The sequence below is a fragment of the Bartonella tamiae Th239 genome (assembly GCF_000278275.1).
In the GTDB taxonomy this organism is placed as follows: domain Bacteria; phylum Pseudomonadota; class Alphaproteobacteria; order Rhizobiales; family Rhizobiaceae; genus Bartonella; species Bartonella tamiae.
Genome location: NZ_JH725147.1, coordinates 164,313 through 178,846 on the forward strand (window position 1 = coordinate 164,313; position 14,534 = coordinate 178,846).

11 protein-coding genes are annotated in these 14,534 nt (G+C 42.1%); 2 read left to right on the forward strand and 9 right to left on the reverse strand.

Translation table 11 applies throughout. From position 1 onward, the window contains the following. Nucleotides 1-30 precede the first annotated feature (30 nt). From ME5_RS00905 to ME5_RS00935, 7 genes are all read right to left on the reverse strand, one after another. Complete coding sequence (locus ME5_RS00905; protein ID WP_008037536.1) at nt 31-438, reverse strand: F0F1 ATP synthase subunit epsilon; 408 nt, start codon at nt 436-438, stop codon at nt 31-33. Nucleotides 439-592: 154 nt separating this feature from the next. Further along, nucleotides 593-2,224, reverse strand: a complete 1,632-nt coding sequence (gene atpD / locus ME5_RS00910) for a F0F1 ATP synthase subunit beta (protein ID WP_008037537.1) — start codon at nt 2,222-2,224, stop codon at nt 593-595. Between the two features lie 18 nt (nt 2,225-2,242). Further along, entirely contained in the window at nt 2,243-3,157 is a 915-nt protein-coding gene (locus ME5_RS00915; protein ID WP_008037539.1) for a F0F1 ATP synthase subunit gamma, read from the reverse strand. A 20-nt stretch (nt 3,158-3,177) separates the two neighbouring features. Then, the gene (gene atpA, locus ME5_RS00920) at nt 3,178-4,707 is read right to left on the reverse strand and encodes a F0F1 ATP synthase subunit alpha (protein WP_008037549.1); all 1,530 of its coding nucleotides are present in this window, start codon (nt 4,705-4,707) and stop codon (nt 3,178-3,180) included. Continuing rightward, nucleotides 4,707-5,282 carry a F0F1 ATP synthase subunit delta gene (locus ME5_RS00925; protein ID WP_008037550.1) on the reverse strand — a complete coding sequence of 192 codons (576 nt, stop codon included), beginning with the start codon at nt 5,280-5,282 and terminating at the stop codon, nt 4,707-4,709. The genes atpA and ME5_RS00925 overlap by 1 nt, the downstream gene beginning before the upstream one ends. A gap of 197 nt (nt 5,283-5,479) precedes the next feature. Next, a complete protein-coding gene (locus tag ME5_RS00930; protein ID WP_008037551.1) occupies nt 5,480-5,869 on the reverse strand; it encodes a DUF4345 family protein in 390 nt (129 codons plus the stop codon). 399 nt (nt 5,870-6,268) lie between these two features. Then, nucleotides 6,269-8,470 carry a primosomal protein N' gene (locus tag ME5_RS00935; protein ID WP_008041077.1) on the reverse strand — a complete coding sequence of 734 codons (2,202 nt, stop codon included), beginning with the start codon at nt 8,468-8,470 and terminating at the stop codon, nt 6,269-6,271. 100 nt (nt 8,471-8,570) lie between these two features. On the opposite strand from ME5_RS00935, the gene fsa reads away from it, so the two are divergent. Further along, nucleotides 8,571-9,224 carry a fructose-6-phosphate aldolase gene (gene fsa / locus ME5_RS00940; protein ID WP_008037553.1) on the forward strand — a complete coding sequence of 218 codons (654 nt, stop codon included), beginning with the start codon at nt 8,571-8,573 and terminating at the stop codon, nt 9,222-9,224. Nucleotides 9,225-9,949: 725 nt separating this feature from the next. Here fsa and lptE read toward each other — a convergent pair. Together lptE and leuS are read right to left on the reverse strand one after the other, a co-directional pair. Further along, on the reverse strand, nt 9,950-10,522 hold the full coding sequence (gene lptE / locus ME5_RS00945) for an LPS assembly lipoprotein LptE (RefSeq protein WP_425338836.1): 573 nt from the start codon (nt 10,520-10,522) through the stop codon (nt 9,950-9,952). Continuing rightward, on the reverse strand, nt 10,512-13,124 hold the full coding sequence (leuS, locus tag ME5_RS00950; protein ID WP_008037555.1) for a leucine--tRNA ligase: 2,613 nt from the start codon (nt 13,122-13,124) through the stop codon (nt 10,512-10,514). The genes lptE and leuS overlap by 11 nt, the downstream gene beginning before the upstream one ends. Before the next feature lie 123 nt (nt 13,125-13,247). Here leuS and ME5_RS00955 point away from each other — a divergent pair, with 123 nt between their 5' ends. Then, entirely contained in the window at nt 13,248-13,925 is a 678-nt protein-coding gene (locus tag ME5_RS00955) for a YggS family pyridoxal phosphate-dependent enzyme (RefSeq protein ID WP_008037557.1), read from the forward strand. Nucleotides 13,926-14,534: the final 609 nt, after the last annotated feature.

Below are 14,534 nucleotides of genomic sequence, written 5' to 3' on the forward strand. Positions count from 1 at the left end.
AAGCCATCAAGCCATCAAGCCATCAAGCCATCAAGCCATCGTTAAAACACCACGAACTGTTGTCAACTGGTGTAAAAAATCTTCCGCTTTATTGCGTGCTTCATCACCATTGGCATTTTCAAGGCTATGGCGGGCGCGTTCGATTCGATCTTCCAAATCCGCATGATCAAATTGCTCAACTGAAATGGCCGATTCTGCCAATAAGGAACATCCTGTCGGTGTAATATCTGCAAAACCGCCAAAAACAACAAAAGATTTTTCATCACCATCGGTTGGTTTTACTTTAATGATACCGGGAACAATTGATGTCATTGTCGGTGCGTGATTGACCATTACCGTTAAATAGCCTTCACTTGCTGGAAGCACTACTTCTGTCACCTGTTCGGTTAACAAAAGTTCTTCAGGAGAGACCAATTCGAATAAAAAAGTGTCAGCCATCTCGTTCATCACCCTAACTTTAAATTCATATTTGAATCACATTGATCCGAAAAGTCACTCTATCAGCTTACCATAAGATGTCCTGTGTGTTTTCAGTGACACAGAACATCATTCAATTAAAATACGTTGTGTGAACAACGCAATAAAATACACTTTAAGCCGCTTCTGCTGCCAAACGTTGTGCTTTTTCAACCGCTTCCTCAATTGAACCCACTAAATAGAAGGCCACTTCTGGAAGATGATCATATTTGCCATCGCATAAATCTTTAAAGCCTTTAATTGTGTCTTCTAAAGACACAAGCTTACCCGGAGATCCTGTGAAGATTTCAGCAACGTGGAAAGGTTGAGAGAGAAAACGTTCAATTTTACGGGCACGCGCAACCGTTAATTTATCTTCTTCTGACAATTCATCCATACCAAGAATGGCAATAATATCTTGAAGCGATTTATAACGCTGAAGAATTGTTTGCACTTGACGTGCGACCGCATAATGCTCTTCACCAACAATAAGAGGGTCAAGCATACGTGAGGATGAATCAAGCGGGTCAACAGCTGGATAAATCCCTTTTTCTGCGATTGAACGTGAAAGAACGGTTGTTGCATCCAAATGGGCAAATGATGTTGCAGGAGCAGGGTCAGTCAAATCGTCAGCAGGAACATAAATGGCTTGCACAGATGTAATCGACCCTTTTGTTGTCGTTGTAATACGCTCTTGCAAAGCACCCATATCTGTCGCCAAAGTAGGTTGATATCCAACAGCAGATGGAATACGGCCAAGAAGAGCCGAAACTTCAGAACCCGCTTGGGTAAAGCGGAAAATATTATCGACGAAAAATAACACATCTTGCCCATCATCACGAAAACTTTCTGCCACTGTCAATCCAGACAAGGCAACGCGCGCGCGCGCACCGGGCGGTTCATTCATCTGACCATAAACAAGCGCACATTTTGATCCTTCAGCCGAACCGCCATTTTCTTTAGGATCAACATTTACATGACTTTCAATCATCTCATAATAAAGATCATTGCCTTCACGTGTACGTTCACCAACACCGGCAAACACAGAATATCCGCCATGGGCTTTGGCAATATTATTGATTAATTCCATAATCAACACGGTTTTTCCAACACCTGCACCGCCAAAAAGACCAATTTTACCGCCTTTTGCATAAGGTGCAAGAAGATCAACAACCTTAATACCGGTTACAAGAATTTCAGATTCTGTTGATTGTTCAATATACTCTGGTGCTTCCTGATGAATTGCGCGTGCTTTTTTGCTTTTAATTGGTCCAATTTCATCAACGGGCTCACCAATAACATTCATAATGCGTCCCAATGTGGCTTCACCAACAGGAACAACTATGGGTGAGCCTGTATCAACAACAGCTTGACCGCGCACAAGACCTTCGGTCGAATCCATTGCAATGGTGCGGACTGTATTTTCACCCAAGTGTTGGGCAACTTCCAACACAAGCCGATTGCCTAAATTTTCAATTTCTAAAGCATTTAAGATTTTTGGTAATTCACCATCAAATTGAACGTCAACAACCGCACCAATAATCTGCTTAACGCGACCCAATTGACCTTTTTTTGTATCCAATTTAAAATTGGCTGTCTCTTTTGCCACTTTTGTTGTTTTCCCAACAGCAGGTTTAAGTGTATTGGTTTTTGCTGATGCTTTCGTTGCAGCACTTTTTGTATCGGCTGTTTTTGCATCGCTTTTTGCAGGTGTTTTCTTGTCACCTACTTTTGTTGCTGTTTTACTTGGGCTCGCTGCTTTTGCCATCGATCCTTACCTTCCAGATTAAAGCGCTTCCGCGCCCGCAATAATTTCGATCAATTCAGTTGTGATCTGTGCCTGACGCTGACGATTATAAGTGATTGATAATTTATTGATCATATCACCTGCATTTCGCGTGGCATTGTCCATCGCACTCATTTTTGCTCCCATTTCACCAGCGGCATTTTCAAGCAAAGCCCGAAAAATCTGCACACGTAAATTTTGTGGCACCAGTGTTTCAAGAATAGAAGCGGCATCTGGTTCATAATCATAAACCGCCAAATGCTTATCTTTTGCAATATTATTAGAGATGCTTTTTGCATCATTTTCTGTCTCATCTTCATCCTCTGCTTTTGCAGGGATAAGTTGTAAAGCAGTCGGCTGTTGATTAATCACAGACACAAATTCAGAATAAAATAATGTACAAACATCAAAACCACCATCATCAAACATGGAAATGATTTTTTGTCCAATTAAATCCGCATGAGAAAAAGCAATATTTTTTGCTTCACGCAAATCCACGTGGTCGATCATTAAATTTTTAAAATCTCGGCGCAAAATATCTGCACCTTTTTTACCGACCGTGATAATTTTGACTGTCTTACCCAAAGACAGCAAACGACGAATATGATCGCGCGCATGACGGGCAATTTGCGCATTAAAACCACCGCACAACCCACGCTCGGCTGAGCATACAACAAGAAGATGAACATCATCCTTACCCGTGCCAGCCATAAGCCTTGGTGCATCTTGCGCATCCACATTGTCACAAATATTGGACATAACCGCTGCCATGCGCTGTGAATAAGGGCGCGCAGCCTCTGCCGCTTCTTGCGCACGACGCAATTTCGCCGCGGCAACCATTTGCATTGCCTTGGTGATTTTTTGCGTCGCCTTAACCGAGGCGATACGGTCTCTAAGATCCTTTAGCGAAGCCATTAAACCGTCCTGTTAATGAATCAAGAAAAATTCTTAGCGTAAGTTTGCAACACGCTTGTTAATTTTGTTTTGATCTCATCTGTTATTTGTTTTTGATCACGAATACCTTCAAGAATATCTTTGTGATCGGTACGCAAGAGTGTCAAAAGTCCTTGTTCAAATTGCCCCACTTGATGAACGGCCAAGGGATCAAGATAGCCGTTTACACCAGCAAAAATAACCGCGACTTGCTCTTCTGTTTTTAACGGCGAAAATTGTGGTTGTTTGAGCAATTCTGTCAAACGAGCACCACGATTAAGCAAACGTTGTGTCGATGCATCAAGATCAGATCCAAATTGCGCAAAAGCAGCCATTTCACGATATTGCGCAAGTTCACCCTTAATAGACCCTGCCACTTGCTTCATGGCTTTAATTTGTGCCGAAGATCCAACACGCGAAACCGACAAACCAACATTAACCGCAGGACGAATACCTTGATAAAACAAATTGGTTTCAAGGAAGATTTGTCCATCAGTAATGGAAATCACATTGGTGGGAATATAAGCAGAAACATCATTGGCCTGTGTTTCAATAACGGGCAAGGCGGTCAATGACCCTGCGCCATTTTCATCATTTAATTTTGCCGCACGCTCCAACAAACGAGAATGCAGATAAAACACATCACCGGGATAAGCCTCACGACCCGGAGGACGACGAAGCAAAAGCGACATTTGACGATAAGCAACCGCTTGTTTTGACAAGTCATCATACCCAATCAAAGCATGCATGCCATTGTCACGGAAATATTCACCCATTGCACAACCTGCAAAAGGAGCAATATATTGCATGGGCGCAGGATCAGAAGCTGTCGCTGCAATCACAATCGAATAATCAAGAGCGCCACGTTCTTCAAGAACCTTCACAAATTGCGCCACTGTTGAGCGTTTTTGACCAACAGCAACATAGACACAATAAAGCTTATCCTTATCAGGTCCATGATCATGAATCGGCTTTTGATTAAGAAATGTATCCAAAATAATGGCTGTTTTACCCGTTTGACGGTCACCAATCACCAATTCACGTTGCCCACGACCAACAGGAATAAGCGCATCAACCGCTTTCAAACCCGTTGACATAGGCTCATGAACCGATTTACGCGGAATGATACCGGGCGCCTTCACATCAACACGACGACGCTCTTTGGCTTTAATCGGCCCTTTACCATCAATTGGATTGCCAAGACCATCAACAACACGGCCGAGCAATTCAGGACCAACAGGCACATCAACAATGGACTTGGTCCGTTTAACAGGATCACCCTCGCCAATATCACGGTCAGATCCAAAAATCACAACACCAACATTGTCTGCCTCAAGATTAAGCGCCATACCGCGCACACCGCCGGGAAATTCAACCAATTCACCAGCTTGAACATTGTCCAAACCATAAACGCGGGCAATCCCATCACCCACTGATAAAACCTGACCGACCTCTGAAACTTCGGCTTCTTGACCGAAATTTTTGATCTGATCTTTAAGTATTTTAGAAATTTCCGACGGTTTAATATCCATTAGCCGACCTCTTTCAGTGCAAGCTTAAGCGAAGACAATTTGGTAGCAAGCGACGTATCAATTTGACGAGAACCAAGACGAATAATCAATCCGCCTAAAATTTTAGAATCCACGATCATATTAAGACGGACATCTTTGCCCGCCACATTTTTCAAGGTCGCTTTCAGTTCTTTTTCTTGCGCGGCTGTTAGCGCGCGTGCTGAAGTGACTTCAGCAGAGATTTCACCACGCGAAAGCGCGGCAAGTTGATAAAAAGCATCAAAGATGCCGGGTAAATCGAAAAGACGGCGATTGGCCGCAACAACTTTTAAAAAATTTCTAACAAGAGCAGCAGCACCCTTGCCTTTTAAACCAAATTTTTCACAAAGAGCAGACACAGCGTTTACTTGCTCCTTGGTAGAAAAGACAGGGCTGAATATGAAACGTTTTAAATCACTGTTTGATTCGATTAAAGACAAACAAGAAGAGAGCTCTTTTTCCACATCATCAACACATTTGGCTTCATGCGCCAAATCAAAAAGTGCTCCAGCATAACGCTTAGCAACGACTGATATATGTGAAGACGTGTTTGACACTCGATGCCGTCTCTTTCTGTTGAGTGCGGATAGGCTTAATGGCCATATCCTTTATATATATAAGGTTTTAATCTGATTTTAATATGCAAGGAAAACCCTTGAACACTAAAAGGTGATAGGCATCTAGCATACACAAACACGGCTGGCAACACCGCAATGAGGCGGTTTTGAAGACTCTGTGCGTTTTTTTTAAAAGATTAATTAATATAACCGAACACATAAAGAAAACTGACCAATGTAAAAACAAGCTCGACACATAATGCCAACATATTAAAACCTGAAAAACTTTTATCGACAAAAAACGATATCAAGCGCGCAAGTGCGACAAATAAAGCACTTAAAAAAAGCGCATAAGCCAAAAATGGCTGTGTAAAAAGAATATAACTGATCCCCAAACCTAAAGGCACGCCGCCCATATTTGCGCGCACAGCCGCATAAAGTGATGTTGATTCTTGTTGCGGATAGGTCCAAAAAAGACGCAAAGCTGTTTTTGGCCAGATCATATAAAAAAGACCAACAGCAATAAAACCCCACGCCACAAGCCATATAAGCCATTGACCATATGTATCGGGAAAAATATGAAACATCGCTGGAACCTCTCAAAAGTAAACTATGATTGTATTAAAGTGTCATTAGCGCCCTATATGATCGGATGATGTTAAACGAACAAGCTTTATTCTCATCCACAAGCACCTTCATGGTCAAAATCCACCTTTAGAGCTTTTTATGATGAACTTTTGGTCTTCATACACTGTTTTTGTTTTCAAAAACACAAACATTTCCTACCAACCGTCATTCTTGTACGAGGATGATAAAATCTTATCAAAATGAGGTCTGATTCTTTTTAAAAGCGATCGTTTTAAAAACACAATCAAAAATGCAAAACAAATGGCGTGCGATACCACTTCTTATAGCTCAAAACATTTCATGTGGTTCTATAACATTTCATGGAAGGGCATGTTTGGCCAATATAGTGCGTTAAAAGTTTATAAAAAACTTTGAGGATCAATATCAATTTGCACACGCACTTTGCCACGCGGTCTTGGAGTGCGTTTTATCATTGCTTTTATAAAGGCCTGAATATTAACACGCTGCGTCCCATGAATGAGCAAACGAAAGCGGTAACGTCCGCGCACCAAAGCTAAAGGCGCTTCTGCCGGGCCAAGTACAGAAATATCAGTTGCGTAGGGAGCATTTTGCCGTAAAAAGCGCGCATGAGCTTGTGCTTCATCTCTTGTTTCAGCAGAAATGATAATGGCGGCCAAACGTCCATAAGGGGGTAGATTATGGCGCAAACGTTCATCTATTTCACGCGCATAAAAAGCTGTGCGATTGCCAGATACAATGGCTTGCATCACCGCGTGATCGGGTTGATAGGTTTGTATCAATCCCTGACTTTCAAGCCCTGTGCGCCCAGCACGTCCCGTCACTTGTGATAAAAGCTGAAAAGTGCGTTCTGCTGCACGTGGATCACCATTGGCGAGACCTAAATCGGCATCCACCACACCGACCAATGAAATTTTAGGAAAATGATGGCCTTTAGCAACCAATTGCGTTCCAATGATTATATCCACATCCCCTTTGGCAATGGCTTCAAGTTCAAGACGCAATTGTTTCACCCCACCAATCAAATCAGTGGATAAAACCAAAATGCGCGCATCTTCAAACAGATGAACCGTTTCTTCTGCAATACGCTCAACACCGGGACCGCAAGCAACCAGATGATCCAAAGTTCCACATTCAGGACATGCTTCTGGCACCGCTTCATGGTACCCACAATGGTGACACATAAGTTGATTGCGAAAACGATGTTCTACCAGCCAGCTTGAACAATTGGGACATTGAAAGCGGTGGCCACAAACTCGGCATAAAGTAAGCGGGGCATAGCCCCGACGGTTAAGAAAGAGAAGAGATTGCTCACCGCGCTGCAAAGTTTGGCGTATAGCTGCTTCTAACAGTGGTGACAAAAAACGATTTTTTAAAGGGGGATTTTTGCGCATATCAATGGCACACAAATGCGGAAGAGCCGCATTATGATAGCGCGAGGGAAGATGAAGACGTTGATAACGTCCCAAATTCGCATTCACCTGACTTTCTACCGAAGGTGTTGCAGATGATAAAATAACAGGAAAACCACCAAATGAACCACGTGCCACAGCCATATCGCGCGCATTATAAAAAACACGATCTTCCTGTTTAAAGGCGCTATCATGTTCTTCATCGACAATGATGAGCCCAAGATTTTCAAAGGGAAGAAATAAGGCTGAGCGTGCACCAGCGACCACACGCAATCGCCCATCGGCCACCTGACGCCAGACATGTTCGCGTTGACGCGGTGTAATATCTGAGTGCCATTCGGCAGGTGGCGCACCAAAACGGCGGTGAAAACGATCAAGAAATTGTTGTGTTAATGCAATCTCTGGCAAAAGAATCAAAACCTGTTTGCCTCTTTCAAGCGTTTGCGCCACAGCTTCAAAATACACTTCTGTTTTTCCAGATCCTGTCACTCCATCTAACAAAAAAGTTTGAAAATCGTCCACTTTACAGGCTTTTTTTAAAACTTCACTGGCATCAATTTGCGCGCCTTCCAGCAAAGCAGGCGCATAAGTGGGATCAGGAGCTGCAACAAGAGGGCGCAACGCCATTTCCACCTCTTTAAAAAGACCTTGTTTTTTTAAGCCTTCAACCACAGTACTGGATGTGCCTGCTGCATGGGCAAGTCCTGATTTTGTCCACGCCATTTTATTTTCAGCAAGCGCAATCACTCTTTGACGTGCAGGCGTTAACCGTTCAACCACCCCGCCACAATAACAAAGCCCGATTTCGCGTGGTTCAAGGTCAAAAGCGGTTGGTACGCGCAATGCCATACGCGCTACAAGTCCGGGAGGTGACAAGGTATAATCCGCCATAAATTGTAAAAAACGCACCATATCATAAGGCAAAGGAGGACACTCAAAAACATGACGGATCGCACGATATTTTTTGACATCTATTGGGTTGTTTTCACGCTCATCAGAGGCAATATCAATGACAAGCCCCGCCACTTCACGCGGTCCTAAAGGCACACGAACAATAGAGCCAATTTCAACATGCATCGTATCTGGAACAAGATAGCTATAAGCGTTCTCAGCAGGCATTGGCACTAAGACGGAAACAATGTTTAAAGACTGCGGATCTGATTTCATCATGATTCTTGCTATTGTGGGCTTGCTTTTGGATAAAACAATGTCACATAACAAGCAAATCATTGTTCATCATCATTTTTACAACCATTATGGGAGCCTATATATGAAATTTTTTGTCGATACTGCTGATAGTGATGAAATTGGTGAATTAAACGCGCTTGGTCTTATTGACGGTGTTACTACAAACCCAACACTTATCCTAAAATGTGGACGCAATATCATTGAAGTGCTTCAAGATATTTGTGCGCATGTTACAGGCCCTGTTTCAGCTGAAGTTGCGGCCACCGACTTTGATCACATCATGAAAGAGGCCAATATTTTGGCTAAAATTGCAGACAATATTTGCATAAAATTGCCGCTCACATTTGATGGGTTAAAAGCCTGCAAAGCGCTGACCTCACAAGGGCTTAAAACAAATCTCACCTTATGTTTTTCAGCCAATCAAGCGTTACTTGCTGCCAAAGCTGGTGCCACTTATATTTCTCCTTTTATTGGCCGTCTTGATGATATGGGCTTAAATGGTATGGATTTAATCGGCGAAATCAGAACGATTTATGATAATTATAATTTTAATACCGAAATTTTGGCCGCTTCGATTCGCAGTGTCAATCACGTCAAAGAAGCAGCACTGATTGGTGCTGATGTTGCAACCATTCCACCATCCACCTTAAAAGCTTTGGTCAAACATCCCATGACCGACAAAGGACTTGATGCTTTTTTAGCCGATTGGTCCAAATCAGGTCAAACCATCGGATAAATTCTCACACATAATGACTAAAAAAGTGTTTCTATCATGCTTGTGAGCGCTTTCAAATATGATGGTTCAAAACCATCATATTTGAATATTTGTTTAAGGTCATAAACCATCATAGATCCTGTTAAGACGGAGTTTTTTCTGTCTTCTCGCCATTGTTGATCTGTTAAGCAGCTGTTTCATCACCTGATCATGTGTTTTTGTGAAGATATTTTATGAAGTGATTTTCATTTTTAGTTTTTTTGGCTTTTTGATTGAATTGGTTTTTTAAACCAATCCTCGTTTATACGTTTTTTGCCTTATAAAGGCATAAAGATGAAAAAACTTGATTGCCATCACCAATATAATAGGCATTTAATGCTTAAAACATGGGATTAAAAGTATCACATCAAAGTGCAGTTCCCAAGCATCTTTAGTATGAAAATTTTATGGCACTGCAAAACAGTGCGCTTCATGTTTTCAAGCACTGCCGATCACATTTTATGAGGCCTTTTTAATCGTTGTCATCACATATGACAAACATATTATTGATGACTACGCTGCAAAAACTCATGGCTCAAAACCATAAATTTTTGCACAACATGACTTTAGATAAAATAATCAAAGCTCAGGACTTTGAGATAAAAGAAAAGACGCATTGCGTTTATCGATTTTAAACGTTTATCGCCTTTAAAATCGCCATAAACGCCTGCCCTTTTCCTTCTCAATGGCTTTTTGCTCAAATCCCTTTATGGGAGTTTTGACACATCCTGTGCCAATGACAAAAAGATTTGTTCTGCAAGCTCTTCAGCCGCACGCTTTTGCCCGTCTTGTTCTGCCTGCAAATTGGCATATTCTTGCCGTGGACGATCAAAAGACGCACTGACAGAACGCCTCCCTCTTGCCACTGGCTTATTGTCCATATCGCGTAAAACATAAGTTGAATTGCCAACCACGGTTCCTGCTGAAGCGCGCCCTGTGCGATCTGTCGTGTCACCAATATCCAACTGTACGGCAGAACGAATAGAATATGAAGTTCCCAATGTTAATTGATATTTTGGCATCTGCGCTTCACCTGCACCCTGATTTAACAAGAAAATTAAACGATTGCGCACCAATTGATTAAAGCGATTTGTTGGCTCATCAATAATAATTGCGGATAATTTTTCCCGCATAGAAGGTGCAACATTAAATTGTGAAGCCCCTTCTTTGCTGCCCTGATAAAGAGGCTGAACGCTACAAGCAGACAAAGCGGCGCCCAAACAGATCACCATAAGACAAACATATGGTTTGAATTTTTGAAATAGAGAATCAAGCGACAACATTGACAATCCTTTGTGGCACGATAATAATTTTTTTAGGCGTTTTGCCCTCTAAATGTGATTGCACAAAATCAAGCGATAATACAGCTTTTTCAATTGTCACTTGATCTGCATTACGATCAATTGTCAAATCACCGCGTTTTTTACCGTTAATTTGCACAGGCATGACAACATCATTGTCAATTTGAAGCTGTGGATCATCATGGGGCCAAGCACGCTCACTCACAAGCCCTTCCCCGCCTAAAGCGGCATGACATTCTTCTGCCAGATGCGGCATAATTGGCGCAATCATTGAAATGAGAAAGTCTAACGCCTGACGCACAGCTTGCTTCATTTCACTTTCAGCACTTGCAATGGTTTGCGATGCTGTCGTTAATGTGTTGACCAACTCATATAAACGCGCAACAGCACGATTAAAAGCCAGTTTTTCAAAATCATCCGTAACAGCTGCCAATGTTCGATGCGCTGCTTTTGAAATTTCAAGGGCTTTTGACTCTTTACCAGCCAAAGAAGACACATTTTGAAGCGTTGGCGCACATAAAGAAACAAGACGCCATACACGTTGTACAAAACGATGCGCACCTTCAGCACCCGCTTCTGTCCAAATGACATCGCGTTCTGGCGGCGAATCAGACAACATAAACCAACGCGCGGTATCGGCACCATAAGAGGCGATAATGTCATCAGGATCGACAACATTTTTCTTAGACTTTGACATTTTTTCAATGGCACCAATGTCAACCTTGCTGCCATCCGAAAGCAGGGTTGCCACCCGTTTTCCATCTTTTTCTTCAATGGCAATATCAGCAGGTGAAACCCAGCCATTGGCATCGCGATAGGTTTCATGAACAACCATACCTTGTGTGAACAAACCTTTAAAAGGTTCTTCAATATCCAAGTGATTGGTAATCTTCATCGCACGGGTGAAAAAACGCGAATAAAGAAGATGCAAAATCGCATGTTCAATTCCACCAATATATTGGTCAACAGGCAACCAAGCATCGACGGCTTTTTTATCTGTAGGTTCATTTTCCCAAGGTGCCGTAAAGCGCGAATAATACCAAGAAGAATCAACAAATGTATCCATTGTATCCGTTTCACGGCGAGCCTTATTTTTGCACTTTGGACACAAAACATGTTGCCAAGTTTTATGATGGTCAAGAGGATTTCCCGGTTTATCAAAAGAAACATCATCGGGTAATTTTACTGGAAGATCCGCCTTTGGCACAGGCACCACACCGCACGTCTCACAATGGATCATGGGGATGGGACATCCCCAATAGCGCTGACGTGAAATGCCCCAATCGCGCAAGCGAAATTGAACTTTTCGTTCAATCTGCGGATGCCCGTTATGCGATTTTTTTTCCAAATGTTTTATGACTTCTTCAAACGCTTCTGTTGGTTTTAACCCATTTAAAAAACGTGAATTGATCATCACGCCATCTTCTGTATGTGCCGTTTCCGTAACGATGAAACTTGCAGGATCAAAACCTTCTGGCAAAACAACAGGACGAACAGGCAAATGATATTTATTGGCAAAATCAAGATCGCGCTGGTCATGGGCAGGACAGCCGAAAACCGCACCTGTACCATAATCCATCAAAACAAAATTTGCGACATAAACAGGAATTTCCCATTCATTATCAAAGGGGTGCAAAACTTTCAGTCCTGTATCAAATCCCTTTTTTTCTGCTGTTTCAAGTTCTGCGGTTGAGGTGCCCAAACGATGGCATTCATCAATAAAAGCATGCAAATGCGTTTTTTCTTTCGCCATTTCACGCGCAATGGGATGGTCGGGTGCAATGGCGATAAAAGATGCCCCAAACAAAGTATCAGGACGGGTTGAATACACATCAATCGCATGGAAATTTTTTACGGGCGTATGATGTGAAATCTCCCAACGAATAAGCGCACCTTCGGATTTTCCAATCCAATTTTTTTGCATAATGCGCACTTTTTCAGGCCATTTCTCGAGCGTTTCTAAGCCATTTAAAAGATCTTGACTAAAATCAGTAATTTTAAAAAACCATTGCGTCAATTCGCGCTGTTCAACCAACGCACCAGAACGCCACCCTCGCCCATCAACCACTTGTTCATTGGCAAGGACTGTCTGGTCAATAGGATCCCAATTGACTTTAGAAGTTTTGCGATCAACAAGCCCTTTTTCAAACATATCAAGAAAAAGCATTTGCTGGCGGTGATAATAATTGACATCGCAGGTAGCAAATTCACGCGACCAATCCAAGGATAATCCCATTGATTTTAATTGTTTGCGCATGACCGCAATATTTTGATACGTCCATTCTTTCGGATGGACGTTATTTTGCATGGCGGCGTTTTCAGCAGGCATGCCAAAAGCATCCCACCCCATTGGGTGAAGCACATTATAGCCACGCGCACGCTTAAAGCGTGCAACAACATCACCCATGGCATAATTGCGCACATGCCCCATATGAATGCGCCCTGAAGGATAGGGAAACATTTCAAGAACATAATATTTTTCACGCGGATCCTCATTATGGGTTTTAAAAATTTCTTTTTCATCCCAAATGGATTGCCATTTTTTTTCTGTTGCTCTTGGATTATAACGTTCTAATGTCATCACCATTATACTCTTGCAGAATGCGTTAAAAAACTCAATAAATGCTTGACCACGTATTCAGTCTAGCGTCAACCATTTCTATGCGATTTTTATAATTGCACAAGTGGAAGAAGGAAAGTCATTATGAGCGCCGTTACTCAAGAATGGAAAAAAATCAAACACTCCATAGAATTGAGCTGTAAAAAAGCCAAGCGTGATGTCAAAGATGTACATCTTATTGCGGTTTCCAAAACTTTTGGCAAAGACGATATTGTTCCGATTCTTGAAGTGGGGCAACGCGCTTTTGGAGAAAATCGCGTTCAAGAAGCCAAAGAGAAATGGCCGCAATTGCGGGCTGAATATCATGATATTCAATTGCATTGCATTGGTCCTTTACAATCCAATAAAGCCCCAGAGGCGGTTGCTCTTTTTGATGTGATCCAAACAATTGATCGCGAAAAAATTGCCAAAGTTTTAAGTGAAGAAATGCAGCGTCAAAAACGCTTTTTGCCTTGTTATGTGCAAGTCAATACGGGTTTAGAACCACAAAAAGCTGGCATTGATCCCAGAGAAACAAAAAAATTTGTTGAAACATGTCGTACGACATATAGACTTACGATTATCGGGCTTATGTGTATCCCCCCTCTTGATGACAATCCCGGCCCCCATTTTGCCCTTTTGCAAAAGCTTGCCAAAGAAAATGATCTGACAGAATTATCCATGGGCATGTCTGCTGATTTTGAAACCGCCATTGCCTTTGGCGCCACACAAGTGCGGGTTGGATCGGCGATTTTTGGGGGGCGTGCTGTGTCCCACATATAACCAGTACTTTTACCAAGCGCGACACAATCAAATAACTAAAGCGCTATAATTCACTAACAAAGGCGCTTCAGTTTGAAAGGGTTTTACCAAAACTGCGTTGGTTTCTTACTGTGTTATGAGACCACGATAAGCCATAAAAACTCACCGTAACATGAAAACTCAACGTTTTATGGCACTCTCTTGCCATACAAACACCATAACCTCATTGAAAAACCACACTGTCATACCTCATCATAGATGTTTGTTCCTTTATCATCCTTTTTTGACCTGCTGTCACACGACACTCTAAGCTGTCTTATAAGCAGGCTAAGACTTAATCGTTATACTTAGACTATGATCGGGCATCACACATAGACTATAGCCCATCGTCATACATAATAAAGTGATTCTCTTGATGGTTTTGACGAGAGGTCTGTTTGGGATCGATGACATTCTAATTATGCTGCTTCAAAGACGCTTGTTCAAAAGACTTTGAAAACACGAGAAATAGAAAACACTCAAACAATACCGTGACCACAATGATTCACCTCAAACATGTCTTTCACAGAGATTGTTTTGCTTGATCATCAATATCTTTATCAAAGCGCTCATCCTAATCTCACCATGAAA

Bases quoted from the DNA above. Each gene is read 5' to 3' on its own strand.
- ME5_RS00955 (WP_008037557.1), top strand. From the start codon at position 13,248: ATGAGCGCCGTTACTCAAGAATGGAAAAAAATCAAACACTCCATAGAA.
- ME5_RS00930 (WP_008037551.1), bottom strand. From the start codon at position 5,869: ATGTTTCATATTTTTCCCGATACATATGGTCAATGGCTTATATGGCTT.
- ME5_RS00905 (WP_008037536.1), bottom strand. From the start codon at position 438: ATGGCTGACACTTTTTTATTCGAATTGGTCTCTCCTGAAGAACTTTTG.
- atpD (WP_008037537.1), bottom strand. From the start codon at position 2,224: ATGGCAAAAGCAGCGAGCCCAAGTAAAACAGCAACAAAAGTAGGTGAC.
- leuS (WP_008037555.1), bottom strand. From the start codon at position 13,124: ATGACATTAGAACGTTATAATCCAAGAGCAACAGAAAAAAAATGGCAA.
- ME5_RS00935 (WP_008041077.1), bottom strand. From the start codon at position 8,470: ATGATGAAATCAGATCCGCAGTCTTTAAACATTGTTTCCGTCTTAGTG.
- fsa (WP_008037553.1), top strand. From the start codon at position 8,571: ATGAAATTTTTTGTCGATACTGCTGATAGTGATGAAATTGGTGAATTA.
- atpA (WP_008037549.1), bottom strand. From the start codon at position 4,707: ATGGATATTAAACCGTCGGAAATTTCTAAAATACTTAAAGATCAGATC.
- ME5_RS00915 (WP_008037539.1), bottom strand. From the start codon at position 3,157: ATGGCTTCGCTAAAGGATCTTAGAGACCGTATCGCCTCGGTTAAGGCG.